Origin of the sequence: Amycolatopsis orientalis DSM 40040 = KCTC 9412 (assembly GCF_000478275.1) — a bacterium.
Lineage (GTDB): Bacteria > Actinomycetota > Actinomycetes > Mycobacteriales > Pseudonocardiaceae > Amycolatopsis > Amycolatopsis orientalis.
Genome location: NZ_ASJB01000083.1, coordinates 566,120 through 591,666 on the forward strand (window position 1 = coordinate 566,120; position 25,547 = coordinate 591,666).

General features: G+C 69.2%; 24 protein-coding genes. 13 read left to right on the top strand and 11 right to left on the bottom strand.

The window, feature by feature from the left end; genetic code table 11:
- Positions 1-4: 4 nt before the first annotated feature.
- The gene (locus L324_RS33895) at positions 5-838 is read right to left on the bottom strand and encodes a metal ABC transporter ATP-binding protein (protein ID WP_037318285.1); all 834 of its coding nucleotides are present in this window, start codon (positions 836-838) and stop codon (positions 5-7) included.
- Positions 838-1,770, bottom strand: coding sequence for a metal ABC transporter solute-binding protein, Zn/Mn family (locus L324_RS33900; RefSeq protein WP_037318287.1), 933 nt, complete (start codon positions 1,768-1,770; stop codon positions 838-840). The genes L324_RS33895 and L324_RS33900 overlap by 1 nt, the downstream gene beginning before the upstream one ends.
- 200 nt (positions 1,771-1,970) lie before the next feature.
- On the opposite strand from L324_RS33900, the gene L324_RS33905 reads away from it, so the two are divergent.
- The 4 genes from L324_RS33905 (at position 1,971) to L324_RS33920 (ending at position 5,560) form a co-directional block, all read left to right on the top strand.
- Positions 1,971-3,071 (top strand): LacI family DNA-binding transcriptional regulator, encoded by a 1,101-nt coding sequence (locus L324_RS33905; protein ID WP_037318290.1) that lies wholly within the window; start codon positions 1,971-1,973, stop codon positions 3,069-3,071.
- Positions 3,072-3,123: 52 nt separating this feature from the next.
- Entirely contained in the window at positions 3,124-3,615 is a 492-nt protein-coding gene (locus L324_RS33910; RefSeq protein ID WP_037318925.1) for a beta-class carbonic anhydrase, read from the top strand.
- A gap of 19 nt (positions 3,616-3,634) precedes the next feature.
- Complete coding sequence (locus tag L324_RS33915; protein WP_037318292.1) at positions 3,635-4,510, top strand: iron-sulfur binding domain-containing protein; 876 nt, start codon at positions 3,635-3,637, stop codon at positions 4,508-4,510.
- A gap of 87 nt (positions 4,511-4,597) precedes the next feature.
- The gene (locus L324_RS33920) at positions 4,598-5,560 is read left to right on the top strand and encodes a peptidoglycan recognition protein family protein (RefSeq protein WP_037318294.1); all 963 of its coding nucleotides are present in this window, start codon (positions 4,598-4,600) and stop codon (positions 5,558-5,560) included.
- Here L324_RS33920 and L324_RS33925 read toward each other — a convergent pair.
- On the bottom strand, positions 5,505-6,659 hold the full coding sequence (locus L324_RS33925) for an MFS transporter (RefSeq protein WP_037318295.1): 1,155 nt from the start codon (positions 6,657-6,659) through the stop codon (positions 5,505-5,507). The two genes, L324_RS33920 and L324_RS33925, sit on opposite strands and share 56 nt — an antisense overlap.
- A 525-nt stretch (positions 6,660-7,184) precedes the next feature.
- Here L324_RS33925 and L324_RS33930 point away from each other — a divergent pair.
- Complete coding sequence (locus L324_RS33930; protein ID WP_037318296.1) at positions 7,185-8,639, top strand: M1 family metallopeptidase; 1,455 nt, start codon at positions 7,185-7,187, stop codon at positions 8,637-8,639.
- Between the two features lie 28 nt (positions 8,640-8,667).
- Here L324_RS33930 and L324_RS33935 read toward each other — a convergent pair whose 3' ends face one another.
- Genes L324_RS33935 through L324_RS33945 form a run of 3 tightly spaced genes read right to left on the bottom strand, consistent with a single transcriptional unit; the run spans position 8,668 to position 11,668 of the window.
- Entirely contained in the window at positions 8,668-9,669 is a 1,002-nt protein-coding gene (locus L324_RS33935) for a LysR family transcriptional regulator (RefSeq protein ID WP_037318297.1), read from the bottom strand.
- A complete protein-coding gene (locus L324_RS33940) occupies positions 9,666-10,979 on the bottom strand; it encodes a purine-cytosine permease family protein (RefSeq protein WP_037318928.1) in 1,314 nt (437 codons plus the stop codon). Before L324_RS33940 ends, L324_RS33935 begins: the two co-directional genes overlap by 4 nt.
- 2 nt (positions 10,980-10,981) lie before the next feature.
- Positions 10,982-11,668: a tRNA-dependent cyclodipeptide synthase gene (locus tag L324_RS33945; RefSeq protein WP_037318298.1), complete on the bottom strand. Its 687-nt coding sequence runs from the start codon at positions 11,666-11,668 to the stop codon at positions 10,982-10,984.
- 205 nt (positions 11,669-11,873) lie between these two features.
- Here L324_RS33945 and L324_RS33950 point away from each other — a divergent pair, with 205 nt between their 5' ends.
- The 3 genes from L324_RS33950 to L324_RS33960 all read left to right on the top strand — a co-directional run bounded on the left by L324_RS33950 (position 11,874) and on the right by L324_RS33960 (position 13,739).
- Positions 11,874-12,827, top strand: coding sequence for a LysR family transcriptional regulator (locus L324_RS33950; protein ID WP_037318300.1), 954 nt, complete (start codon positions 11,874-11,876; stop codon positions 12,825-12,827).
- 92 nt (positions 12,828-12,919) lie between these two features.
- Positions 12,920-13,270 carry a rhodanese-like domain-containing protein gene (locus tag L324_RS33955; protein WP_037318302.1) on the top strand — a complete coding sequence of 117 codons (351 nt, stop codon included), beginning with the start codon at positions 12,920-12,922 and terminating at the stop codon, positions 13,268-13,270.
- Between the two features lie 28 nt (positions 13,271-13,298).
- Positions 13,299-13,739 carry a thioredoxin family protein gene (locus L324_RS33960; RefSeq protein ID WP_037318304.1) on the top strand — a complete coding sequence of 147 codons (441 nt, stop codon included), beginning with the start codon at positions 13,299-13,301 and terminating at the stop codon, positions 13,737-13,739.
- 6 nt (positions 13,740-13,745) lie between these two features.
- On the opposite strand, the gene L324_RS33965 is transcribed toward L324_RS33960, so the two are convergent.
- A complete protein-coding gene (locus L324_RS33965; RefSeq protein ID WP_152547075.1) occupies positions 13,746-14,528 on the bottom strand; it encodes an alpha/beta fold hydrolase in 783 nt (260 codons plus the stop codon).
- On the opposite strand from L324_RS33965, the gene L324_RS33970 reads away from it, so the two are divergent.
- A complete protein-coding gene (locus tag L324_RS33970) occupies positions 14,527-15,969 on the top strand; it encodes a M1 family metallopeptidase (RefSeq protein WP_037318306.1) in 1,443 nt (480 codons plus the stop codon). The two genes, L324_RS33965 and L324_RS33970, sit on opposite strands and share 2 nt — an antisense overlap.
- 64 nt (positions 15,970-16,033) lie before the next feature.
- On the opposite strand, the gene L324_RS33975 is transcribed toward L324_RS33970, so the two are convergent.
- On the bottom strand, positions 16,034-17,233 hold the full coding sequence (locus L324_RS33975) for an FAD-dependent monooxygenase (protein WP_037318934.1): 1,200 nt from the start codon (positions 17,231-17,233) through the stop codon (positions 16,034-16,036).
- 76 nt (positions 17,234-17,309) lie between these two features.
- Between L324_RS33975 and L324_RS33980 the strand changes: the two genes are divergently transcribed.
- Together L324_RS33980 and L324_RS33985 are read left to right on the top strand one after the other, a co-directional pair.
- Positions 17,310-17,618 (top strand): antibiotic biosynthesis monooxygenase family protein, encoded by a 309-nt coding sequence (locus tag L324_RS33980; RefSeq protein WP_005165349.1) that lies wholly within the window; start codon positions 17,310-17,312, stop codon positions 17,616-17,618.
- Positions 17,611-18,423, top strand: a complete 813-nt coding sequence (locus L324_RS33985) for an SIR2 family NAD-dependent protein deacylase (RefSeq protein ID WP_037318308.1) — start codon at positions 17,611-17,613, stop codon at positions 18,421-18,423. Before L324_RS33980 ends, L324_RS33985 begins: the two co-directional genes overlap by 8 nt.
- Here L324_RS33985 and L324_RS33990 read toward each other — a convergent pair.
- A complete protein-coding gene (locus L324_RS33990; protein ID WP_037318310.1) occupies positions 18,416-19,252 on the bottom strand; it encodes a hypothetical protein in 837 nt (278 codons plus the stop codon). The two genes, L324_RS33985 and L324_RS33990, sit on opposite strands and share 8 nt — an antisense overlap.
- Positions 19,253-19,283: 31 nt before the next feature.
- Entirely contained in the window at positions 19,284-20,267 is a 984-nt protein-coding gene (locus L324_RS33995; RefSeq protein WP_081736551.1) for an endonuclease/exonuclease/phosphatase family protein, read from the bottom strand.
- Positions 20,268-20,447: 180 nt separating this feature from the next.
- Between L324_RS33995 and L324_RS34000 the strand changes: the two genes are divergently transcribed.
- Both L324_RS34000 and L324_RS34005 read left to right on the top strand, forming a co-directional pair.
- A complete protein-coding gene (locus L324_RS34000) occupies positions 20,448-21,425 on the top strand; it encodes a daunorubicin resistance protein DrrA family ABC transporter ATP-binding protein (RefSeq protein ID WP_037318313.1) in 978 nt (325 codons plus the stop codon).
- A complete protein-coding gene (locus tag L324_RS34005) occupies positions 21,422-22,219 on the top strand; it encodes an ABC transporter permease (RefSeq protein ID WP_037318314.1) in 798 nt (265 codons plus the stop codon). Before L324_RS34000 ends, L324_RS34005 begins: the two co-directional genes overlap by 4 nt.
- Before the next feature lie 61 nt (positions 22,220-22,280).
- Here L324_RS34005 and L324_RS34010 read toward each other — a convergent pair whose 3' ends face one another.
- Complete coding sequence (locus tag L324_RS34010) at positions 22,281-25,466, bottom strand: ATP-binding protein (RefSeq protein ID WP_037318315.1); 3,186 nt, start codon at positions 25,464-25,466, stop codon at positions 22,281-22,283.
- Positions 25,467-25,547: the final 81 nt, after the last annotated feature.

Here is a 25,547-nt window from a genome sequence, read left to right on the forward strand (position 1 = left end):
GGCGCTACGAGACCTGTTCGTCGATGTGGTGGGGTTCGTCCTCGCACAGCGCGCTCTGCGCCCCGGCGACGTGGATCTGCCCGCCGACCTTGAGCACCTCGATCCGCGTGCCGTACAGCTCGGACAGCGTCTCCGAGTTCATCACCTCGTCCGGTTTACCGACCCGGAACTGGCCGTTCACCAGGTACAGCATCCTGTCCACATAGGACAGGATCGGGTTGATCTCGTGGGTGACGAACAAGACCGCGGTATTCGCCGAGCGCCGCCGCTCGTCGATCAGCTCGCTGACCGCGCGCTGGTGGGCGAGGTCGAGGGAGAGCAGCGGCTCGTCGCACAGCAGGACTTCGGGGTCGCCGACCAGCGACTGCGCGACGCGGAGCCGTTGCTGCTCGCCGCCGGAAAGCCGTCCCACCGGCTGTTTCGCATAGGCCTGCGCGCCGACCGACTCGATCGCCCGCGAGACCAGCTGACGTCGTTTCGCGAGGCCGAAGAGCCCGGTCCCCCACCGGTGCCCGTCCAGGCCGAGGCCGACCAGGTCCACCCCGCGCATCGTCAGGCCCTCGTCGAGGGCGCGCTGCTGCGGGATGTAGCCGATCCGCCGGTTCTGCCCGCCGGGGCGCCGCCCCGCGATCTCGACCGTGCCCTCGGGTAGTCCCTGCTGACCGAGCAGCACCTTGAGCAGGCTGCTCTTCCCGGAGCCGTTGGGCCCGAGGATCGCGAGGAATTCGCCGGGTTCGACGTCGAGGTCGAGTCCGGACCAGAGGGTCCTGGTGCCGAACGCGAGGCTCGCCCCGCGGACACGGACCGCGGGGCGAGCCTCGGCAGGTACGGAGCTCACTACTTCAGCGCTCCCGCCAGCGCGTCCACTTCCTTGGTCATCCATGCAATGTAGTCGGTCACACCCTGCGGGAGCGTTTCGGTGACGTCGACGACCGCGATCCCGGCGCCCTTGGCGTCGCCGACCACCTGCTGGGTGACCGGGGTGGTGGTCTGCGCGTTGTTGATCAGGGCCTTGACCTGCTTGCCGGTGATCAGCTGCTTGACCTCGTTGAGCGCGGCGGCGGGCACGTCCTGCTCCGCTTCCACGGCCTCGGCGAAGGCGGGCGGAGTCGCGTCGGTGACCTTCGCGCTGTCGAGCAGGTAGTGCGCGACAGGCTCGGTCGCGACGACCTTGGCGTTCGAGGCGCCCAGGCCCGAAACCTTCTTCAGCAGTTCCTGGGTCTTGCCCTTGAACGCGGTCGCGTTGGCGGTGAAGGCGTCCTTCGACGCGGGCTGGATCTCACCGAGCTTCGCGGCGACCTGGTCGGCGACCTTCTCGACGCCGGGGAGGCTGTACCAGACGTGCTCGTTCTCGTTGCCGGTCGCGGCGATGTCGACGGCGACCAGCTTCTGCGCGCCGGCGGCCTGGTCGGCGAGCTTCGAGAAGAAATCGTCGTAGCCACCGCCGTTGGACAGCGTCAGCTTCGCGTTCTTCGCGGCGACGGCGTCGCTGGCGGTGGTCTCGTAGGAGTGCGGGTCGGCCGAGGGGTCGTGGATGATCGAGGTGACCTCGACCTTGTCGCCGCCGATCGCGGTCACGACGCTGCCCCAGACGTCGGTCGAGGCGACGACCTTGATCTTCTCGCCGCCACCCGGGTTCGCGGCTGACGCGTTCTGGGCACCGGATCCGGTCGACGCCTGGTCGCCCGACGCGCAGGCCGTCGCGCCGAGGGCGAGGACGGCCAGGGCCGACACGGCCGCGAAAACACTCTTAGTACGGCGGGAATTCATCTACTGCACTCCTGCGGATGCCCAGGCCAGGTGTCCCAGATGCCGGGTAATGGAAACCGTTGTCAGATTCAACTGTACCCCATCCGGATGATGGGGCCTCATCGATCGCCGTCGGCTGTACCCAGGGTCACTCTGAATCGAGACCTGCCACACGTCGGGTGATGCTTCTGCAAAACGTTCTGAACCGTTACGGTTTGCGAATGGGCCGTCCTATCCGCACCAGGAGGCAGGCGACACTGGCGTCGCTGGCCGCAGAGCTCGGTGTGTCGAGGACCACCGTCTCGAACGCCTACAACCGACCGGACCAATTGTCCCCTGAGCTGCGCCGCCGTGTCCTCGAGACAGCGCGCCGCCTCGGCTACCCGGGCCCGGACCCGGTCGCTCGTTCACTGCGGACGCGCAAGGCCGGCGCTGTCGGTCTTTTGCTCACCGAAAACCTCTCCTACGCCTTCCGTGACCCCGCGGCCGTCGGCGTACTCGAAGGGCTCGCGCTGGCCTGCGAAGACGCGGGCGTCGGCCTGCACCTCGTCCCGGCCAGCCCGGGCCGCGAGGACGTCGCGGCCGTGCACCGCGCCGGTGTCGACGGTTTCGTCGTCTACTCCGTGCCCGACGACGACCCGCATCTGGGCGCCGTACTGGAACGCCCGGTGCCGACTGTGATCGTCGACCAGCCCCGGGTGGACGGCGTCGACCGGGTCGGCCCGGACGACGCGGCCGCGGTCACCGCCATGGCCGAGCACCTCATCTCGCTGGGCCACCGCCAGATCGGTGTGCTGTGCATGCGGCTGGCCCGCGAGCGCAACGACGACTTCGTCTCCATCCAGCGGCAGAGCGCCGCACACTTCCACGTCCAGCGGATCCGGCTGGAGGCGCTGGCCGCGGCCTTCTCCGCGGCGGGCGTCGACTGGGCGACCGTGCCGGTGGTCGAGCGGTTCGACCACACCGTGGACGACGGCGCGTCGGCCGCGCGACAGCTGCTCGACGCGTATCCGCAGGTCACCGCCGTGATCTGCACTTCGGACATCCTCGCGCTCGGCGCGCTCGCCGAAGCCGAGCGCCGCGGGCTGCGCGTGCCGCAGGATCTGACGGTCACCGGTTTCGACGGCATCACCGAGGCCGAACGGTCCGGGCTCACCACGGTCCACCAGCCGGTGCTCGAAAAGGGCAAGGCGGCCGGGAAACTACTGCTCAGCGCGGCCGATCGGGTCGGCCCGAAGGTGATCACACTGGCCACCGAACTGCGCGTCGGCCGCACCTCGGCCCCGCCGCGGACGGCCGAGGAACGCTGGTTCGGTCCGTGACATGAACCCCGAAAAGTTGCCCTCCACCGGCTCACCCGGTTCCAATGAGCCGGTGACCTCCATCGACGTACTGCTCAAACGCAATCAGGAGCTGGGCGATGTCACCCCCGGTGACCGCTCCTCCCCGAGGCCATCGCTCCACGTGACGATTCTGACCTGTATGGACGCCCGTATCCGGGTGTTCGAGATCTTCGGCCTGATCCAGGGTGAATCGCACATCCTGCGTAATGCCGGAGGTGTCGTCACCGACGACACGATCCGTTCGCTCGCGCTCAGCCAGCGGAAGCTGGGCACACGCGAGGTGCTGATCGTCCAGCACACCGACTGCGGCCTGTCCATGGTCACCGAGGACGACTTCAAGGACGAACTCGAAGCCGCCAGCGGGCTGCGCCCGACCTGGTCGGTCGAGGCCTTCCGCGAGGTCGAGGACAGCGTGCGCCGGTCGGTGCAGCGCGTGCGGCGCAGCGACTTCCTGCCGCACCGGGACAACGTGCGCGGCTTCGTCTACGACGTGAAGACGGGGCGCCTGAGCGAAGTCGCGTAAGGGTTTTAAGCTTGGCCATGTGGGCGTCGACGCGGTTGTGCTGAGCGAGTGGTTCGACGAGGTGGGACGCGACCTGCCCTGGCGTGAGCCGGACTGCACCGCCTGGGGCGTGCTCGTCAGCGAGATCATGTTGCAGCAGACGCCGGTCGCGCGCGTCCAGCCGATCTGGCTCGACTGGATGGCCCGCTGGCCGGTCCCGTCGGCGCTGGCGGCGTCGTCGCAGGGCGAGGTCGTCCGCGCCTGGGGCAAACTCGGTTATCCGCGGCGCGCGCTGCGCCTGCATGCCGCTGCGGCCGTCATCGCCGCCGAGCACGGCGACGTCGTTCCGTCCGATGTGGACACTCTGCTCGCGTTGCCGGGCATCGGCGCGTACACCGCCCGCGCGGTCGCCGCCTTCGCCTACGGCAAGCGGGCGCCGGTGGTCGACACGAACGTCCGGCGCGTGGTGGCCAGGGCGGTGCACGGCGCGGGCGACGCCGGGCCGCCGTCGAACACCCGTGACATGGCCGACGTGGAAGCGTTGCTGCCGCTCGAAGACGCTCCGGCGGCGAAGCTTTCGGCGGCGCTGATGGAACTCGGCGCGCTCGTCTGCACCGCCCGGGCGCCGCGCTGCGCGGACTGCCCGATCTACGACGACTGCGCCTGGCAGCACGCGGGCAAACCCGCCTACGCCGGGCCCGCGAAACAGGTCCAGAAATTCGCCGGGACCGACCGGCAGGTGCGCGGGCTGCTGCTCGACGTCCTGCGCGGAACCGAAGGGCCGGTGGAAAAGGCGCGGCTCGATCTCGTCTGGCACGAATCCGGGCAGCGCGACCGCTGTCTCGACTCCCTGCTGGTCGACGGCCTGCTCGAACAGACCCGGGACGGCCTGTTCGCCCTCCCCGGGGAACACTGACGCATTACGACAAAAGTTGGTCAATGGTTGTCATCGGCGCGATGGCGGGTTAGTTTTCCGGCCAAAGCGCATGACGGGAGCACGTCCATGGCCGATTTCGACCGACGCACCGCGCTCAAGGGCGGCCTGACGGTAAGTGCCGTCGGGCTACTGGGGACAACGACGATTTCCGCCGCGAACGCGGCCTCCGGGGTACCGGAACCACAGATCCACGGCACGGCCGCGTGGGGCGCGCGCCCGCCGAACGGGACGATCGAGGTGCAGAACCACAAACCGACGTACATCGTCGTGCACCACACGGTCGAGCCGGGCAATGTCACCGACTACACGCTCGAACACGCCTTCTGGGCGTCACGCTCGATCCAGAACTTCCATATGGACACACGCGGCTGGATAGACACCGGCCAGCAGTTCACGAACAGCCGCGGCGGGCACCTCACCGAAGGGCGTCATCGCAGCCTGGAAGTGCTCCGCGGCGGAACCCGGCATGTGCTGGGCGCGAACGTGGGCAACAACAACAGCACCTGCATCGGGATCGAGAACGAGGGCCTCTACAGCACCGAAGACGTCACCCCGGCACTGTGGGACTCGCTGGTGAAGATGGTCGCGTACATCGCGTCGCAGTACGGGATCAAGCCGGAATTCATCAAGGGGCACCGGGACTTCAACTCGACCGAATGCCCGGGAACCGTGCTGTACAACCGGCTTCCGGAACTGCGGACCGCGGTCGGCAAGCTCCTGGGTTCGGCGTCGCCGAAGGTGGACGTGCCGGAATGGCCGTTGCTCAAACCCGGCGACACCGGGCCCCGGGTGCGGGTGGCTCAGGAACTCCTGCGGGAACGCGGTTTCGCCGTTCCGGTCGACGGCGTGTTCGGTCAGTCCACAAAGGACGCGGTCGCCGCGGTGGCGGCCCGGAACGGGCTCGAGCGCGACATCTGCGGAGCGACGGCGGCGACCGACGAGACCGGATTCCTCGGTTCCGACGTCTGGCCGCTCATCGCGCGATCCGGGACCGGATCGCGGGCGCTGAAAGCACGACTCGCCGGCTGAACAGCAACGGCGAGAGGATCACGAAGGCGGCGCACCACGGGAGCAGGAACGTTCCCAGCGGCAACACCAGACCGCCGAGGAGTGCCCCACCGGCGACGGCGCCGTTCCAGGCCGCGATCGTGAGCGACTGGGCGGCGTCGGCCGTGGGGCCGGCGATCAGGGCGGTGACGGCCTGGAAGGCTGTCGGGGCGCCGCCGAACGCCAGGCCCCACAGGCAGGCGGCGGTCAGCACCAGGCCGGGGACGCCGTCGCCGAATCCGATGATGACGATGGCGGCGGCCGTCACGGCGGTGCAGGTCATCAGGACGGCGCGCGGACGGCGATCCAGCGCGGCGCCGACGGCGATCAGCCCGCCGACCGTGGCGCAGCCGAACACCAGCAGCACCGCGCCCAGCATGCGCACCGAGTCCAGCCCGGCGAGGATCGGGCCGATGTAGGTGTAGGCCATGTTGTGCCCCAACGAGAACAGCACCACCGTCGCCAGCAGGGGCCGCATCCCCGGCAGCCGTGACGCGGCCAGCGGCCGGGTGGGCCGCGCTGGATCCGCGGGTACGGCCGGTACCGCGACGAGCACCCACACCAGCAGTGGCACGGTGATCAGCGCCATCCCGGCGAACGCCCAGCGCCACTCGGCCAGTTCGCCGAGCGCGGTCCCGGCGGGCACACCGAGCGCGAAGCCGATCGGGGTTCCGGACATGGCAACGGCCAGCGCGCGCCCGGCTAGCTCCGGCGGGGCGAGACGCATCGCGTATCCGGCCACGAGCGACCACATCACGCCGGTCAGCGCGCCGGAGAAGACCCTCGCGGCGAGGATCAGGGGGTACCACGGGGACAGCGCGATCAGCAGGTTGGTCACCAGGAATCCGGCGATCAGCGCCAGGAGCAGCCGTTTGCGCGGGACGCGGAGGGTCGCCGTCGTGAGCGGGATGGCGGTGAGCGCGGTGGTGATCGCGTAGACCGTCACCAGCTGCCCGGTGGCCGACGGGGACACCCCCAGGTCCGCGGACATCCCCAGCAGCAGTCCGGCGGGCAGGACTTCGGCGAGGCAGCCGAGGAAGACCGTCGTGGTCAGCGCGAGCAGCGCCGGGAGGGGCAACATGCCTCGACGATTCCGTCCCGGACGCGACGCGGGATAGTCCCGGGCGGGGATGCCGCGGGGTTATCGGGGCCGGCTTGCACCCTCTCAAGCTCTGGTGAGCGGGAGCGGCCGGGCCGGTGTGTGGAAATAGGGACGTTGAGTGTCTCTGTTTCCACACACCGGTCACGTTCGGTCAAACCTCGGCGTCGTCGCCGCGAAATGGCGACGAACCCCGGCTTCTGACTTGAGGCTGCCGATGAGGGTGAGCCCCGGGAGCGGCCGGGCCGTGAAGGACTCCTTCGGGGACTCGCTTGCCTGCCCGCCGCTCCGGCTCGCGCCCCGAGAGCCGCACGCTGTGTGGCGGTGGCCCGTCGATGAAGGAATCGGGACACTCAACGTCCCAATTCCTTCATCGACGAGGTCGGTCGCGCCACTCACGCCCCTCGCCTCGATAACCCCACGGCATGACCGGCTGACAGTGCCGCGCGCGGCGCGGACGATCGCACGATGACCGGGCACCCTCCCCCGTAGAGAGAAGGCTCGTTCATGACCGTGCGGATTCGGTGGCAGGAGCCACTGTGCACCGCGTTGCTCGCCACCACGATGATCGGCACCTGCCAGGCCTCGGCGGCTCAGCCGTCCCCCGGCGGCGACGGGTACGTGCACGTCTCGCCCAACGGCACCGTCCTCGGCGCCGATCCCTACTACCCCAAGGACGGCAACGGCGGCTACGACGTCTCCGCCTATTCACTCGCGCTGGACTACGCGCCGTACTCGATGCTGGTGAACGGCAAGGCGACGATCACCGCGACGGCCACCCAGGACCTGAGCCGGTTCAACCTCGATCTGCGTGGCCTCACCGTGCGCTCGGTGACCGTCGACGGCGTGGCCGCCACGTTCCGCCGGGCGGGTGAGCACGAGCTGGTGATCACCCCGCGGAAACCGGTGGCCGAAGGCGCTCAGTTCACCGTGGTGGTCGGTTACGACGGGCGGCCGGAACCGATCGGCACGACGCGTGGCCGGACCGGCTGGCTGGCCACGTCCGGCGATTCCGCCGTGGCCACCGGCCAGCCGCATTCGGCGATGACCTGGTTCCCGGTCAACGGTACCGAAGTCGACAAGGCGACCCTGCGCGTGTCCGTCACCGTCCTCGACGAATTCTCCGTGGTGGGCAACGGTTTCCAGGTCTCCGACGTCCCGGCGGGCTACGGACGGCACACCGTCACCTGGGCGGAGGACACCGCGCTCGCGCCGAATACGGCGATGCTCGGCATCGGACGCTGGGAGGTCGAACGGCTCACGCTTCCCGGCGGCCGGACGGCGATCAACGCCTATCATCCGTGCGCCGTCGACCAGCGGAAGATCGGCGGACGGCTGCCCGAGGTACTGGAGTTCCTCACCGGGAAATTCGGCGACTACCCGCAATCCGCGGCGGGCGGGCTATTCCTCGACCGCTCGCTCGGCTACACGCACGGCGCCCAGACCCGGCCGGTGTACGGCCGCACGGCGACCATCGCCGATCTGGTGTACGCCACCGCGTACCAATGGTGGGGAGCGGGCGTGAGCGGGAAGATGTGGCGCGACGCGCTGATGACCGAGTCCGTCGCGCGGTACGCGGTCTGGTTGTGGGACGAGGCCAAGAACGGCATCGACCTGGATCGACGGTACCGCGACCTGGTGGCCGGGGTGCGCGACGACGCCGGCTTCTGGGCGGCCAAGCTCACCGATCCGGGCAAGGGAACCGAATTCGCGCCCTCCACCAAGGCGGTGCTGCGGGTACACGCGCTGCGCCGTCTGATCGGCGACGAAGTGTTCTTCCAGATCATGGCGGGCTTCCCGCAGATCAACCCGCAGGGCAACCAGAACTGGCACGACTTCGAGCTGTACGTCTCCGCGATGGCGCAGCTCGACCTCGGCGAGTTCGACCGCGCGTGGCTGGACGGCACGGTGCGGCCGCCGGACGAGCACCTCTACCCCGGGCCGCTGCGCCCGGCTCGGTGAAAACTCCCGCCCGGGTGACGTGACCCGATCATCCGTCACCCGGGCGGGGCCCGAACTCACCTCGGGAAGCCAGATATCCGGCGTAGACCGGCGAATCACGCGCCTCACGCCAGTACGTGTCGATCAGGGCGGCGGCGAGTTTCTCGTGCCGCGCCGTCACGAACGTGTCCCGGTTCCAGGCGAGAATATGCCTGCGCAGCAACACATCCCCGCTCAGCGGACGGCTCACGATGCCGAGGTTGCGCGAATCGCAGATCGGCTGCGACAGGCCGATCGCGCCCGCCCGGACCACCAACAGCGCCACCTGCTGCGAAGTCACCTGATGGGTGACCGACGGGCTGAAACCATGCCGCGCGCAGGTGTCGGCGAAATACTTGGTGAACGTCGTCGTCGACGAATCGGACACCATCACCCACGGCTCGTCCCGCAGTTCACCGAGGTCGATGATCTCCTTGTACGCCAAGGGATGGAACTCCGGCAGCAGGACGAAGGTCGGCTCGGTCGCCACCACCGCGGTGTCCACGTTCGCGGGCACTTCCAGTTCGTGGCCGGGATAATCCTTGACCAGTCCCACTTCCACGCGCCGCTGCGCCAGCAGGGACAACAGCCGCTCGGGATGGTCGTCGTGCACCACGACCGCCTCGGACACCTCCGGCCACAACCGGGTCACCAGCGAGGGCAGATGCGCCACCAGCGCACTGGCCACCGCCGCCACCCGGACGACCTCCGGCGGGCCGCCGGTGCAGACGCGCTGCTCGATGTCTTCGAGCAGTTTGTCCAGCTGTGGAAGCAAAGCGGCCGTCCGGCGCAGCAGCAACTCGCCCATCGGTGTCGGGGTCACGCCGTTCTCTCGACGCTCGAACAGCTGATAGCCCAGCATGTTCTCCAGCCGTTTGAGTTGCGCGGACACCGCGGGCTGCGTGATGCCGAGGGCGATCGCGGCACGGGTCAGGCTGCCCGTGTCCGCGATCGCCCGGATCACCCTCAGGTGGTGAACATCCAGCTGTACGACGTCGAACTCCTTTGTCACGTACGGGTTTTCGTCCCGTCGGAAGAAGTCATCGCCACGGGAACCGATGCGGCCGTGGTCCGTCTGCCGAGAAGAATATACAGGAGAAAAGCACCGAAAACGGAATTCACCGTGGGAATTCCCCAGGGCAGCCAAGCACCCACCGCGGCCCCGGCCACCCAGCAGATCAGCGCGGCGGGCACCCAGGCCGGACAGGTCCGCGGCAACTCACCCGACGCCCGCGTCGCCGCCAGATCCGGTTTCCAGCGCCGGACCACGTAGTACTCGGCGATCACCACCCCCGCCACCGGCGGTGTCACCACGCCGACCCAGGTCAGGAAGGTGGTGAAGTGGTCGAGGATGCCGATCGCGGAGAGCACCGTCCCGAGGCCGCCGAGCAGCAGGGTGGCGGTGGTGCGGTCCAGCCGCCGGGAAAGCAGTACCTGCACGGTGTTCACCAGTCCGAGCGAGGACGAGTACAGGTTCCAGTCGTTGATCTTCAGGATGGCGGTGACCAGGATCAGCGTGCCCAGCACACCGGAGGACGAGGTGATGATCCCGACGACGTCGGCGCTTTTCGCCGCGTGCGCGAGCAGTACGCCGATCAGGCCGATCAGGTACTGCCCGAGGGTGATGCTGACCAGGGTCTGCTTCACCACGTCGGACGCCGTCCGGTTGAACCGGGTCATGTCCGGGGTCATGATCGCCCCCATGATGAACGCGCCGGCCACCAGCGTCGTGCCTTGTGCCAGCGACATCGCCGGTCCCGGTGGCGGCGCGGACACCAGCGCGGACAACGCGTGGTCGTCGAGCGCCGTGATGATCGAATACCCGGCCAGCGCGAGGAAAGCGGGCACCGTCAGGTAGGCCGTCCAAGCCATCGCGTGGAAGCCGAACACGACGATCACGGTCACCAGCGCGCCGCCTGCCAGCGCCCAGACCCAGACCGGCGGGCCGCCCATCAACGCGTGGAGGCCGTGCGCGAACACGTCGTTCTGCACCCCGAACCAGCCGGCCAGGCTCAACGTCATGAGCAGCCCTACCAGCGAGGAACCGCCGGTGCCGAAACCGGTCCAGCGCGCGAGCACCGAGGTCGACAGTCCTTCGCGGGTACCTGCGATGCCCATCAGGATGGTGATGATCTCCAGCAGTACCGAACCGATCGTGATGGCCAGCACCGCGTCCCAGAACGTCATGCCGAAGCCGAGTACCGCGCCGAGCAGGAACTGGTGGAACGAGGAGACCTGCCCGAACCGTTGCAGCGCGACGGAAACCCAGGAGTAGCGGCGTTCGGCGGGAACCCGGCGCAGGGAGAAGTCGTCGTGCTCCACGGTCACTCCGCTCGTTCCGGGACGGCTTGTTCGAGGACGACGAAGCCCTGTCCCGGCAGCGGCCGCCAGGACAGCTCGCCGCGGTACAGCCGTTCGAGGAACGGGACCCGCTGGTGGTAGGCGAACACGGAACTGCCGACACCGGCCACCGCCACGGTGCCGACGAACATCGGCAATTCGGCCAGGAAGTACCGGACCGCGCTGCGCAGCTGGTCAGGAGTGGGGTGCTCGCCTTCGGGCAGCCGCCGGTCCAGCACCCAGCCCGTCGCGCCGACGCACTGCGCGGCGAACTCCGGATCGATCGCGAAGCGGTGGTGCGCCTCGGAAAGCAGGCCCAGATAGGCGGGGTCGGTTTCGAGCACGGCGGCGTCCAGGATCAGGGTGCGCGGATCGGAAGGGCACACCTGCTCCAGCGCGCGGATGATCTTGTTGCGCGTGTAATTGCCTTGCCGTTGCGCCTTCTGCGCGGCGCGGACCGGGTCGTAGCCGAGCGCTTCGAGGGTGAAGGCGGACGGGCCGTCCGGGACGAAGAAATGAAAACCGCGGAAGCCGGACATGGCCCAGCGGGCGAGATCGGCGATACGTTCCACCGTGAAATGACTGTTGAACGGGCTGACGCCGAGGCACACGTGCTCGGCACGCGACAGTGGATCGGCGCAATGCTCGGTGAGCGGCAGTGGTCGCAGCAAGACGGCTCCTGATTCGCGGGATATTCGCCGGAGAAGAGGCGTCGACCGAACGTAGCCACGGAGGGGAACCGGCGGTATTGCCGACGGTGACTGCCGTCGCGTTATGGGTCGTGAGTGGTAATGAGGGTTAGAACCGTCATTACCACTCACGAGGCGCGCGACCTTCGGAGGTGCCGGACGTCGGTGAAGCGCGGTATACGAAGTCATGGAGATTCAGGTTCGGCATCTTCGCGTGCTCTGTGAGATCGCTTCCTCCGGCAGCCTCAACCGTGCCGCGGCCGGACTGGGGCTGGGACAGCCCGCGCTCAGCCACCAGTTGCGCCGGATCGAGCGGATGGTCGGCGGCGCGCTGTTCCACCGCGACCAGCACGGCGTCCGGCCGACCGAACTCGGCGCGCTGATCCTGCGGCGGGCCAGGGCCATCGTGCTCACCTTCGACGAACTGGACCACGACTTCCACCGTCAGGAACCCGCACCGGGCGAGCCGCTCAGAATCGGCTGGAACGACAGCGCCATCACGGGTTCGCTGCTCGGCGTGCTGCGCGAACTGCGGCCGGGCGAACCGGTCCGCACCCGCGCGGACACCTCGCGCACCCGGCTGCTCGCCCAGGTCGCGAACCGCGGCATCGATCTCGCGCTGATCATGATCTGCGGCGGCCGCGGCCTGCCGGTGCCGCCGGAGGTGCGGACCACGACCCTGGCCACGGAGCCGTCGTTCGTCGCGGTCCCCGCCGGGCATCCGCTGGCGGGCGAGCAGGAGATCGAACTCGCCGAACTGGCCGGGGAGGACTGGATCGTGTCGAGTGGTGGCGACGGCTGCCGCGTGGTGTTCCGGGAGATGTGCCTCGCGCACGGTTTCGATCCGCGGATCACCCACGACGTCGACTTCGACATCGCGCGGGAGGACCTGGTCGGCGGTGGATACGGCGTCGGGCTGGTCCAGCCGACCCGGCAGGCGGCGGACGGACTGGTCATCCGGCCGCTGGCCGGCGCGCCGATGTGCGTGCGGCACGTACTCGCCTGGCGCGAGGACAGTCCGTGCGCGCCCACCGTCCAGGACCTCGCCACCGAGGCGACGGCGGGATACTGGCGGCTGGCCGAGCGGACCGCTCCGTACCGGACCTGGCTGCACCGCCACGGCAGGCTGGCCGCCGGATAACCCCCTGACATGCGGATGCGGCACTAGAGCGTTCTTCGCACGACACCCGACGATGGGAATCGTCAATCACGGTCGTGGAGAGAAGGAGCACCATGCTGCCGTTGATCACTCGTACGGAATTGCTCTCCGGGATGGAGGCCGGAACGGTGGTCGTGGTCGACACCATGCCGGTCGCCTATTTCGCGAAGGAACATCTTCCCGAAGCGCGCAATATCCCGGGGTTCCCGTACGAACAGGCCGCCGAATTCACCGACCGGCTGGCACCGGTGGTGCTTCCGGACAAGACGGCCGCGATTGTCGTCTATTGCGCGAACACGCCGTGCCGCAACAGTGAATTCGTCGGGCGGCGCCTGCTGGAGCTCGGATACACGAATGTCCGCAAATACCGCGAAGGCATCGAGGACTGGGTCGCGAACGGACTGCCGACCGGTTCTTCGTCCTGAATGGTTCCCCGCATCCAAGGAGATCGTCTTGTCCAAGTGCAAACGGTTCGTCTGCGTGCTGGCCGGTGTGCTGGCGCTCGTCACCGGTTTCGGCTCCGGCGCGGCGTCCGCCGCCCCCTCGCCGTCGGCCGAGAACGTGGTCACGGTGACTTCGGCCAACTACGCCGAAGTCATGGACATCTCGCGGCAGAAACTGGTCATCATGGACTTCGGCGCGACGTGGTGCCCGCCGTGCCGCCAGATGAAGCCGGTGATCGAACGGCTCGCCGCCGAATACGGCGGCCGGTTCCTGCTCGGCGAGGTCGATGTCGACCGAAGCCGGGATCTGTCCAGCCGGTACAACATCCGCTACCTGCCGACGCTGGTCGGCGTCCGCAACACCACCGAACCGCCGAACTCGCGCAACATCGGCTACCCGGGCGAGACCCGGTTGCGCGCCTGGATCGACGCCCAGCTGGCGAAGGGCTGACCAGGGCTACTTGACGACGTCGGAGAGAAACGCTTCGACGGCGCCGAGATAGGTCTCCGGCGCCTCGTCGTGCACCACATGCCCGGCGCCTTGGACGACGATGTGCCGTCCGAGGCCGCCGGGCACCCGCGCGGCCAGTTCGGCCTGCTGACCGGCGGGCATCGCCGTCCGCTCCCCCTCGATGGCCAGCAGCGGGCACTTGACGCGCTCGACGAACTCCCAGAAATCGCGCCGTCCCCATTCCGCCGCGATCTCGTACAGATCCGGGAGCGACGCGATCAGGTGATAACCGTCCTCGCGTTCTTCGACGCATTCGATGAAATAGTCGCCGGTTTCGCCGAAGAATTCGCGTACGTGGGCGAGCGAGCGGAACGGGACCGGCCACGATTCGAAGTAGCCGCGCCAGGTGTCCACGGTCCGGCCGCGCTGGTCCGGCGCGAAGTCCTCGCAGACCACGGCGCGGACGAGATCGGGATGCGTGGCCGCGGTGACCCACGCGTGCAGGCCGCCCATGGAATGTCCGATCAGGACCGCGGGCTCGCCGAAGGTCCGCAGCACCTCGGCGACGTCGTCGGCGAATCGTTCGGTACGCCACGGCCCGCCCCGTGGGCCGCGTCCGTGGCCGCGGGCGTCGAGACCGAAGACACGCCCATACGGTTCGAGCCGTCGCGCGACCCGCCACCACGTCGTCGCCCTGCCCATCAACCCGTGCAGGAGGACGATCGGCGGCCCCTCACCGCCGAAAGTGATCAACCCGTCGCGCTGAATCACCACTAAGCTCCCCTCCATGCGCAGCCGTGTCCCCGCAGCCGGTCTGGTCCTGGGGGTCGTCAGCGCCCTGATTATCGGCTGCAGCACCGATACTCCTCCGGCCCCGCCCCCTCCGCCGCCGCCGATGAACCCGGTGCCGGGCGCTTCGGGCGCGGGTGACCCGTACTACCCGATGGACGGAAACGGTGGTTACGACGCCGTCGAGTACCAGGTCGGGATCACTTACGACCCGGCGAAAGGGCGTCTCGACGGCGACACCACGGTCACCGCGAAAGCGACCCAAGACCTCAATCGGTACAACCTGGACTTACGCGGCCTGACGGTCCAATCCGTTGAAGTGGACGGAAAACCGGCGAAATTCGCCCGCGAAGGCGAATTCGAGCTGGTGGTGACGCCCGCCGAGCCGATCCGGAACGGGACGACCTTTCACACGAGGGTCCTCTACGGCGGTGAGCCGTCGGCGACCCCGAAGGCGGGTGGCAGCGAGAACGGCTGGCAGAAGTCGAAGGACGGCGGCGCGTTCATCGTCGGCGAGCCGCATTCGGCGTCGTTCTGGTATCCGGTCAACGAAACCCCGCGTGACAAGGCGATGTTCACCCTCAGCGCCCGGGTTCCGGACGGCTGGACCGTCATCTCGAACGGACGCGAGATCCAGAAGACCTCGGCCAACGGCTGGTCCACGACGTCCTGGCAGGAGCGCACGCCTGTGGCGGCCTACCTGACCACGGTGGCGATCGACAAGTTCACCGTCGACCGGATGGCGCTGCCCGACGGGACGCCGCTGGTCAACGCGTACGCGCCGGGCGCGGAGGACAGGCGGGACACCGGCAGGCGACTGCCGGAGATCATCGGCTTCCTGACCTCGAAATTCGGGCCGTATCCGGTGGACGCGGCGGGCGGGATCTATCTCGACGAGGACATCCACTTCTCCTTGGAGACCCAGACGAGGCCGACCTACGCGAAATGGGCCGACCTGATCACCGTGGTCCACGAAACGGCACACCAGTGGTTCGGCGATTCGGTGACGCTCGATTCGTGGTCCGACATCTGCCTCAACGAATGTCTCGCCTCGTACGCGCAATGGCTCTGGCAGGAATCGCGGGACAATGAGAACCTCGACGACCGCTATCGCGCCGCACTCGAGATCATGCGAGGCAGCCCCGATTTCTGGACCCCGAAACTGGTCGGCATGGGGGCCGGGCAGGAATTCCACGGCGTCTACGACAAGGGGATCCTGGCCATCCACGCGCTGCGGCGGAAAATCGGCGAAGGGGCGTTCGCGCGGCTGCTGAAGGAGTGGCCGGCGGCGCACCGGAACGCGAACGCGTCGTGGGCGGACTTCGAGGCGTTCACGATCAAGCTTTCGGAGCAGGACCTGCGGCCGTTCTTCGACGCGTGGTTCCACGGCACCGTGATCCCTCCCGACGCCGAACTGCTCCCGGGCACCCTGCGCGGCTGAGCCCCCAAGCGCCTTTAGCGGGCTAAACGCGCTCAGGTGCGCCCTCGACTTCGCGTTTAGCCCGCTAAACGCGGTCGAGAGGTGGGTAGTCCGGCAGGTCGATCCCGCTCACCACGTTCCGCATCTTCCGCGCGGCCAGCGCGGCGAGCGGCTTGAACCGCATGGCCCGCATCGTCAGGTACTGCATCCGCAACGCCGTCCGCGACTTCGCGAAGATCGACTCCGCGTTGGCCCGCCCCATCGCCTGCGTCTTCTCGACGAACTCGCGCATGACGGCCTCGTACCGCTCGAGCCCGTTGTCGAGATCGGCCGCGAGTTCCCCGGCGAGGACGTACGCGCCGACGAACGCCAGGCTAGTACCCTGCCCGGAGAGCGGTGAGGGGCAGAAAGCGGCGTCACCCAGCAGTCCGATCCGGCCGCGCGACCAGGAGTCCATGATCACCTGGGCGCACGAGTCGAAGTAGAAGTCGGGAGCGTGCTCCATCTGGTCCAGCAGCCAGGGCGCCTCCCATTCCATCCCGGCGGCGAACCTTCGGACCAGTGCCTTCTGCGCCTTGACGTCGCGATGGTCGTAGTCGATCTTCTCCGAGGCGAACCCGAAGTAGCCCATCGCCTCCTCGCCGTCGCGGATGGCGCGGATCCCGGCGGACCGGCCGACGTCGTTGAACCCGATCGCCCACTCCCGCAGGCCGAGCCGGTTCGGTACCGTGAAGAACGCCACGTACGTGCCGAGATGCCGGACGTAGGCCGATTCGTCACCGAAGGCCAGCGCCCGCACCCCCGAATGCAGCCCGTCCGCCCCGATGACCACGTCGAACGTCCGCCGCGTGCCACTGGCGAAGGTGACGTCGACGCCGTCGGCGCGCTCGTCCAGCGCGGTGACGCGATCCCCGAAGACGTACTCCGTCTTCTCGCTGGTCGCCTGGTACAGCACGTCGCTCAGGTCGCCGCGCAGGATCTCGATCTCGGCGATCAGACCGTCGCCGCCGAAGTCGTCGGCGCGCAGGATGGCCTTCGCCCGGTTCTTCCGGTCGACCAGCGTCTCGCCCTTGGTGTCCGTGCACGCCGCGCGGATACGCTCGTCCAGTCCCATCCGGCGCGCGACCTCCTTGGCCGTTCCGCGCAGGTCGACGGCCTGGCCGCCGGGACGCAAGGACGGCGCGCGCTCGACGACCGTCACCGCGAAGCCGTGGTGCGTGAGCCAGAACGCCAATGCGGGACCGGCGACACTCGCGCCGGAAACGAGAATCCTCGCGTCAGTCATCATTTCCCCCTCGAACCGATTCAAGGTCCCACGCATCACATCGCGGCGCAAAAGAGTTTCGTCGTAGGCTGGCGGCATGGCAGTCGTGAAGATCAACGCGATCGAGGTCCCCGAAGGCGCTGGCCCCGAGCTGGAGAAGCGGTTCGCCGCGCGGCTGCACGCCGTCGACAACCAGCCCGGCTTCCTCGGCTTCGAGCTGCTCCGCCCGGTCTCCGGCGAGAGCCGCTACTTCGTCTACACGAAGTGGGAGTCCGAGGAGGCGTACCAGGCGTGGGCGTCCGGCCCGGCGCGCGAGGCGCACGCGGGCGAGCGCGCGAAGCCGGTCTCCAGCGGGGCGAATCTGCTGGAATTCGAGGTCGTCCAGGCTTCGAAGCCGGGTGAGTGAGCTCGAACGAGCCGCGGAACTGATCGACGGCGCCGGCGCGCTGCTCGTCTGCGCCGGCGCCGGGATGGGCGTCGACTCCGGCCTGCCCGATTTCCGGGGCGACGAAGGTTTCTGGAAGGCGTATCCGCCGTACGAGCGGCTGGGCATCAGCTTCGTCGAACTCGCCGACCCGCGGCATTTCGCCGAAGACCCCGAGCTGGCCTGGGGTTTCTACGGGCACCGGCTCGCGCTGTACCGCGCCACCGTGCCGCATGAGGGCTTCCGGCTCCTGCTGTCCTGGGGAGCGCGGAAACCCGGCGGCGTCCGCGCGTTCACGTCCAATGTGGACGGTCAGTTCCAGAAGGCGGGGTATCCGCTGGTCGCCGAGGCGCACGGATCCATCCACCACCTGCAGTGCCTCGCCCGGTGCACCACCGAGATCTGGTCGGCGGCCGACGTCGAGGTCCCGGTCGACGAGGAAACGATGCGCGCGCCGGACCCGCTGCCGTCGTGCCCGCGCTGCGGCGGCCTCGCGCGGCCCAACATCCTGATGTTCGGCGACTACGACTGGCTCGGCGGGCGCAGCCAGGCCCAGCTCGACGAGCTGACCGCGTGGCGGCGGGCGCATCGCGACCTCGTGGTGGTGGAACTCGGTGCCGGGCAGGCCGTGCCGACGGTGCGGCGCTACTCGGAACTGGCCAGTGCCGCGACAGGCGCGCTGGTGCGGATCAACCCGCGCGAGCCACAGATCCGGCACGGCCGCGGTGTCTCTCTCGCGGCCAACGGCCTCGAAACGCTCCGGGCGCTGGACTCGCTGCTCAGCTAGGCCGGGTCCACAGATCGCGGCTGCTCGCCAGGACCACCCGTCCGTCCTCGAGGGTCACCGCGGCGGTGATCCGCTCCGCGGGGCAGCCCAGTTCACCCCGCCGCCAGCCGGTACCGGCGACCCACACGACCGAGCAGTCCCGGTTCGCCGTTCCGTGCTCGTTCGTCTCGGTGCGATCCCCGAACAGCACCGCCTTCCCCGCCTTGTCCACCGTCCCGCCGAGGATCCGGCCCTCCCCGGCGAACGCGGTGACCCAGGCGCCGGGCACGCCGGTCACGATCAGCGCGTCGTCCACGGAACCGCCTGCCAGCAGCCATTCCCCTTCCGTCCGGAGCACGGTGGAGAACCAGAGTTCACTTCCCCGCACCTGAACGGGCGACACCGTCCAGGTCGTGCCCGCGTCGTCGGACGCCCACACCCGCACGTCGCCGCCGAGGGAGCCGGCCACGAGGACCTGATCGCCCTCGGCCGCGATCGCCGTCGTCGCCCACTGGCCCGGCCGGTCCTGCGGCAGGACGATCTCCCGCGCGTCGCGACCTTCGGCCGCGGACACCCACGCGATCGGTTCCGAACGGTCCTCACCGGGGAACTCCCGGACCCCGACCCCGATCAGGGTCCGGCCCGCGCGCGCCAGCGCCACCGCCCGCCGGTCGGGGCCCGGCCGGAACAGCCGCTGGGCCTCGCCGACCGGGTCCGGGGGAACGAAGGTGCCGGCGGCGCCGGGCTGGACGGTGAAGCCCAGCGCGCTCTCGGGCGGTCCCGGTGGCAGGGTGCCCGGCACGCAGGCCGCGACCAGCGACAACACGAGAATCCCCCAGAGCTTTTTCATGAGCGGGAAGCCTGCCAGCGAAAGGTCACGTTCAGGGCAGGACGATCTCGGCGTAGACCGCATCGTGATCGCTGCCCGGCGTCTCCAGCACCTTGAAGTCCGCGATCGCCGTCCGCTTGTCCGCCAGGACGTGGTCGATCGGCACCGGCGGCACCATCCCGTTCGTCCAGGTCCCGGTCAGCGCCTTCCCCAGCTGATCGGCCGCGTCGACGTATCCCCTGGTCAGCAGCTCACGGAAGAGCGAGTGGTCGAGACTGGCGTTGAAGTCGCCCGCCAGGATCCGGATGTCGTGCTCGGCGTCGGCGTAGGGCAGGTCCTTGGCCTCGGCGACCCACGCGTGCCTGTCCCACATCGGCGCCGCCGGATGGACCGCGACGACCTCGATCCGGACGCCGTCGCCGAGGTCGGCGCTCGCGCTCGGCTGTTTCGCATCCGAATCGCCGCTCAGCTTCAGCGGCGTGAGCGGGTACCTCGACACCAGCCCGGAGCCGGACGCCCACTCCGCCGGGTGCAGTACGTGGAACGGCAGGATCTCGAACAGCCCCGCCCGGCCCAGTGCCTCGACCGCCTCGGGGGTCATCTCGGTCAGGCTCAGGACGTCGACCTGGTGTTCCTTCACGTATCCGACGATCTTGCCCGGATCCGCCCGCCCGCCGAGCATATTCGACGCCAGCACCCGGACGTGCTTCCCGCCGAGCGCCTTCTGCTCGTTCGCGAACGCCCTGGGCAGCACCATCGCGGCGATCGTGAAGGTCAGCACCAGCGCGACGGCCGCGGTCCACCAGCGACGCAGTCCGAGCGCGAGGAGTGCGAGTACCAGCGTCGCGATCCCGGCGTACGGCGTCAGCGCGAGCGCCGCGATCGTGTAGGTGTTGCCGTCGTAGCCCACCAGCCGCAGCGCCGTCAGCACCGCGAACGGGACGAGCGCCGCGATGAGCAGGCCGCTGACCAGCGTCGACCGGATGCCTCCCCGGGTCCGGCCGGCCACCGGCACGGGCCGTTCTTCGATCACCATGACATCGAGTATGCCGATCGACGATCAAGTGGCGGCGGCCTTCACAACACCTCCACAACCTCCTCACACCGCGTCTACCAGCGCTTATCAGGTCCTGTCAGGTTCTGCCAGCGCGCTGTGCGCGGTCTGCCAGGCAGGCGGGGCACCTTTGTCCGCGGGGCGAGATCCACAGGAGGAAACATGAGCCACGCGATCAGGGCCGAGGGCCTGGTCAAGCACTATGGGGAGACGAAGGCGCTCGACGGGGTCGATCTGGAGGTCCCGGCGGGCAAGGTGGTCGGGGTGCTGGGGCCGAACGGCGCGGGGAAGACGACCGCCGTCCGGATCCTGGCCACCTTGATCCGGCCGGACCGCGGCCACGCGAGCGTCTTCGGCTACGACGTCGTCAAGAACCCGATGGCGGTCCGGAGCATGATCGGGCTGACCGGGCAGTACGCGTCGGTCGACGAAGACCTCTCCGGCACGGAGAACCTCGTCCTGATCGGCAGGCTGCTGGAGTTCTCCAGGGCGGACGCGAAGAAGCGCGCGGCCGATCTGCTGGAGCGGTTCGAACTGACCGACGCCGCCGGACGCGCGATCAAGACGTACTCGGGCGGGATGCGGCGGCGGCTCGACCTCGCCGCGAGCCTGGTCGGCCGTCCCAAGGTGCTCTACCTGGACGAGCCGACCACCGGGCTCGACCCGCATGCCCGCAACGAGGTCTGGGCCGTGGTCCGGACGCTGGTCGCCGACGGCACGACGGTGCTGCTCACCACGCAGTACCTGGAGGAGGCCGACCAGCTGGCCGACACGATCACCGTGTTCGACCACGGCCACGTCGTGGCGAACGGGCGGGCCGACGAGCTCAAGCGGCGGACCGGCGGCCAGACGCTGCAGGTCCGGCCGACCGCGCTCGGCGATCTCGACGCCGTCGAGCGCATCCTGGCCGGGCTCACCGGGTCCCGGCCGAACCGGGACGACGACACCGGGCTGCTCACCGCGCCCGTCGCCGACCCGGTCCTGCTGTCCACTTTGGTCCGCAAGCTGGACGAAGCCGGGATCACCGCGGACGAGCTGGCGCTGCGGCTGCCCAGCCTCGACGAGGTGTTCCTCGCACTGACCGGCAAGAAGACCGACGAGTCCACAAAGGACATTACTCCGGAAGGGAGCCTGGTATGACGACCATCGCCGCGCCCGCACCACGGCGCGTTTCACTGTCCAGCGGCGTTCAGCACGGGCTTTCCCTTGCCTGGCGCGGAATCCTGAAGATCCGCAAGAACCCGGAACAGTTGGCCGACGTCACCATCGCGCCGATCATCTTCCTGGTCATGTTCGTCTACCTGTTCGGTGGCGCGATCATGGGCAGTACCGAGGGTTACCTCCAGATGATCGTGCCCGGCATCATGGTGTTCAACATCCTGCAGGCCAGCATGACCGTCGGCGTCCAGCTGAACACCGACGTCACCAAGGGGGTGTTCGACCGGTTCCGCGCGATGCCGATCTCCCGGTCCGCGCCGCTGATCGGTGCCGTGCTGGCCGATATCGTGCGGTATCTGGTGTGCATCACCGTGCTGATGATCGTCGCGACGATCATGGGCTACCGGATCCAGACCGGGCCGGCGGAGTTCGTGCTCGCCGTCGTCCTGGCCATCGCGTTCGCGCTGTCGTTCTGCTGGGCGTCGGTGTTCGTCGGGATGCTGGTGAAGAGCCCCGGCGCGGTGCAGGGCCTGATGTTCGTGGTCCTGATGCCGCTGACCTTCGGCAGCAACGTCTTCGTCCCGACCGGCACCATGCCCGGCTGGCTGAAGGCGTGGGCCGACATCAGCCCGGTGACGCAGATGTCCGACGTCCTGCGCGGGCTGATGAACGGCGGGGCGATCGCCGGGCCGCTGACCGGCTCGCTGATCTGGATGGCCGGCGCGATCGCGGTCTTCTTCCCGCTCGCGACCTGGGCTTATCGGAAGCGCGTCTGACGGGGGTCAGGGGGAACGCGCGTGAAGGGCTCCTCGCCTCTGCCGGGCGAGGGGCCCTTCTTCACGTGACCACTTCTCGCAGGATCCAAGACATCAGGTCGGCGCGGGAAAGTCCGGCATCCTGCGCGAGCAACGCTTCGTAGCGCTCCTCGCCGAAATACTCGCGGAGATCCCCGATCAGGTCCCGGATGGCGGGTTCCCCGAGATCGAGTCTGCCGCGCAGGAGTTTCGCCGCGCCGAGCAGCCGGACGGCGGTCTCGTGGCGTCCCTGCCGGAACCGGATCAGGCCGCAGACCTCGACGATCCGCCCGAGATCGGCGATGTCGCCGCGTTCCGCGGTGGACTTCACAACGGCCGCGGCCCCTCGTTCGGCCGCTGCCAGATCCCCGGCGGCCAACCCGATCTCGGTGTCGATGTACCCGCCGAACTCCTCGCCGAACATGCCCGGCGCGGCGACCAAGGCCATTTTCTCCCGGAACCGGACGGCGACCTCGCGTGCCTCGTCCACACGTCCGGCGCGGCAGAGCAGATCGGCCTTGCCCACCAGCACCATCACCGCGAGCTGCGCGTTGCCCGTTTCGGTCGCGTAACGCTCGGCCTCGACCATCTCGCGTCTCGCCGTGTCCAGGTCGCCCGCCCGCGCGTACTCCGTCGCGAGCCGCCAGCGCTGCTGGATCACGTCGTCCTGCGATCCCAGTTCGAGTGCCAGGGCGAGCCCTCGGCGGTACAGCGCGAGCGCGGCTTCGTGATCGCCGGACATCGAGATGTCGCTCGCCTTCATGCCCAGCGCCATCGCGGTGCCCCACCGGTCGCCCAGTGCCAGGAATCCTTCGTAGGCCCGGTCCCTGGCCTGTTCGGCGCCGTCGAGGTCACCGTCGTCGGTGAGGACGAAGCTGTGCGCCCACGATCCCGCCGCCCTGGACCACGGGTCCTGGCTCGACAGTGCCCGGTCCACCTCGCGGTGCGCGAGTTCCTTGTCCTGGGAGAAGAAGGCCAGCATGGGCAGGCCGATGGCCAGCCCGGCGAACCGGTTGTACGCGTCGGTCCGCACACATTCGCCGATGAGCGCGCGCACGGCTGCCGGGTCGCCGACGCCGGGCACCATCGTGGTGATCTCGCGCATCGCCCGGAACGCGGCCGCGAAGTCGTCCTCCAGGCGGTCGCCGAAGGTGAGCACTTCGGCGACGAACGACTCGACGCGATCGCTGTCGCCCTTGATCAGCCAGTACCAGAAGGTGCTGCCGAACAGACGCGTCGCCATTTCCACGTCGTCGGCGTCGATGGCCTGGCGAAGCGCGGTCACGATGTTGCCGTGCTCCGCGTCGTAGCGTGAGATGGCGACGAGCTGATCCGCCGTCCGCAGCATCGGCTCCAGCCGCTCGGCGAGCTGGGCGTAGTAGCGGTGATAGGCCTTCGTCAGCTGTTCCCGCTCCCCGGCCTCGTCGAGACGTTCCGCCGCGTAGGCCCGGATGGTCTCCAGCATGCGGTAGCGCGGCTCGCCGTGATCCCCGGCGATCGCGTCCACAATGGACTTTTCGACGAGCGAGCCGAGGACGTACAGGGCGTCCTCGGCGGGCAGGCCGTCACCGGCGCAGACGCTCTCGACCGCTTCGACCTCTGCGCCGGCCCCGAACACCGAAAGCCGCCTGGCGAGCACGCGTTCGGCGTCGTCGAGCAGGTCCCAGCTCCACTCGACCACGGCACGCAACGTGCGCTGCCTCGGCAACGCGGTCCGGCTGCCGGAGGTGAGCAGGCGGAACCTGTCGTCGAGACGTTGCGAGATCTGCGCGACGGTCATCGAACGCAGTCGCGCCGCGGCCAGTTCCAGCGCCAGCGGCATCCCGTCCAGCCTGCGGCAGATCTGCGCGACCTCGTCCACAGTGGACTCGTCGAGCAGGAAGTCCGGGCGAACGGCCATCGCCCTGTCGACGAACAGCCGGATCGCGCCCGCCTCGGCCGCTTGGGGAACGGTCGGCCTGCCTTCCGGCACGGACAGCGGGCCGAGCGGGCACAGCGTCTCGCCGTCGATCGCCAGCGCCTCGCGGCTCGTCGCGAGGATGCGCAGGGTCGGCACGCGGCGCAGCAGGGTGTTCGTCAGCTCCGCGGCCGCGTCGACCAGATGCTCGCAGTTGTCCAGCACCAGCACCGACTCACCGGCGCCGAGCGTTTCCACGACCCGGACCAGCGCCTCCACCGGCCGCCGCATCGGGTCGCCGCCGTGCGAGAGCCCGAGATCCCACAGCTCCAGCGCCGCGAAGACCGCGCCGGGCAGGTCGCCCGGGTCCCGGATGCCCGCGAGCGGGACGAACCAGACACGTCCGCGCGCGTGCGCCGGATGCCGCGTCGCGACTTCGGTGGCCAGCCGCGTCTTCCCGGCACCGCCCGGACCGACCAACGTCACCAGCCGCGCGCCGGCGAGGAGTTCCGCGACCAGCTTCAGCTCGTCGTCGCGGCCGACGAAACTGGTCAGCCGGACCGGGAGATGATCGGCGACCGCGGGCGGCGGGCCGAGTTCGCCGCGCAGCGCGGCGAGGTGGATCTCCTTGAGTTCGGCCGAGGGATCGACGCCCAGCTGATCGGCCAGCGCCGCGCGGACCTCCTCGTAGACGGCGAGGGCGTCGGACTGCCGGTCCGCCGCGCACAACGCCCGGATCCACAGCCCGGCGAGACGTTCGCGCAGCGGGTTCCGCGCGACGGCCTCCTTGAGATCCGCCAGGACCCGGTCGTGCCCGCCGATCCGGATCTCCGCCTCGAACCGGTCTTCGGCGGCTTCGAGACGCAGATCCTCCAGCCGGGTCGCCGGTGCCTGCGCGAAAGGGGCTTCGAGCACGTCGGACAACGCTTGGCCACGCCAGAGGCCGAGCGCTTCGGCGAGGACGGCGGCCGCGCCGGAATCCCGGCCGGCCGCCAGCTCGGCCCGCCCTTCCGCGGCCAGCCGTTCGAACCGGAAGACGTCGACGTCCTCGCGGGCGACGTCCAGCCGGTAGCCACCGGGACCCGAGTCGAGCGCGACGTCGTCGGCACGCAGGATCTTGCGCAGCCGCGAGACCAGGGACTGCAGCGCGTTCGCCGCGTCGGCGGGCGGTTCCGCACCCCAGAGATCGTCGATCAGGGCGGTCGCCGGGACCGGGCGGCCGGCGTCCAGCGCGAGCCTGGCCAGGAGCATGCGGAGGCGGACACCGCCGATGTCGACCGGGGTGCCGTCTCCGGCCTCCGCTCCGACGGGGCCCAGCAACGTCACACGCACGGCCCCAGCTTTCCAGAACCCGCAACCGGTTGACCCCTTAGGCGACGGAAGTGGGGATTATCCGGGCACGAAGGAGCTTTC

Excerpts from the sequence above, each read along its gene's own strand:
- L324_RS33900 (WP_037318287.1), bottom strand. The coding sequence starts at position 1,770 with ATGAATTCCCGCCGTACTAAGAGTGTTTTCGCGGCCGTGTCGGCCCTG.
- L324_RS33905 (WP_037318290.1), top strand. The coding sequence starts at position 1,971 with ATGGGCCGTCCTATCCGCACCAGGAGGCAGGCGACACTGGCGTCGCTG.
- L324_RS33920 (WP_037318294.1), top strand. The coding sequence starts at position 4,598 with ATGGCCGATTTCGACCGACGCACCGCGCTCAAGGGCGGCCTGACGGTA.
- L324_RS33925 (WP_037318295.1), bottom strand. The coding sequence starts at position 6,659 with ATGTTGCCCCTCCCGGCGCTGCTCGCGCTGACCACGACGGTCTTCCTC.
- L324_RS33930 (WP_037318296.1), top strand. The coding sequence starts at position 7,185 with ATGACCGTGCGGATTCGGTGGCAGGAGCCACTGTGCACCGCGTTGCTC.
- L324_RS33950 (WP_037318300.1), top strand. The coding sequence starts at position 11,874 with ATGGAGATTCAGGTTCGGCATCTTCGCGTGCTCTGTGAGATCGCTTCC.
- L324_RS33955 (WP_037318302.1), top strand. The coding sequence starts at position 12,920 with ATGCTGCCGTTGATCACTCGTACGGAATTGCTCTCCGGGATGGAGGCC.
- L324_RS33970 (WP_037318306.1), top strand. The coding sequence starts at position 14,527 with ATGCGCAGCCGTGTCCCCGCAGCCGGTCTGGTCCTGGGGGTCGTCAGC.
- L324_RS33965 (WP_152547075.1), bottom strand. The coding sequence starts at position 14,528 with ATGGAGGGGAGCTTAGTGGTGATTCAGCGCGACGGGTTGATCACTTTC.
- L324_RS33975 (WP_037318934.1), bottom strand. The coding sequence starts at position 17,233 with ATGACTGACGCGAGGATTCTCGTTTCCGGCGCGAGTGTCGCCGGTCCC.
- L324_RS33980 (WP_005165349.1), top strand. The coding sequence starts at position 17,310 with ATGGCAGTCGTGAAGATCAACGCGATCGAGGTCCCCGAAGGCGCTGGC.
- L324_RS33990 (WP_037318310.1), bottom strand. The coding sequence starts at position 19,252 with ATGAAAAAGCTCTGGGGGATTCTCGTGTTGTCGCTGGTCGCGGCCTGC.
- L324_RS33995 (WP_081736551.1), bottom strand. The coding sequence starts at position 20,267 with ATGGTGATCGAAGAACGGCCCGTGCCGGTGGCCGGCCGGACCCGGGGA.
- L324_RS34000 (WP_037318313.1), top strand. The coding sequence starts at position 20,448 with ATGAGCCACGCGATCAGGGCCGAGGGCCTGGTCAAGCACTATGGGGAG.
- L324_RS34005 (WP_037318314.1), top strand. The coding sequence starts at position 21,422 with ATGACGACCATCGCCGCGCCCGCACCACGGCGCGTTTCACTGTCCAGC.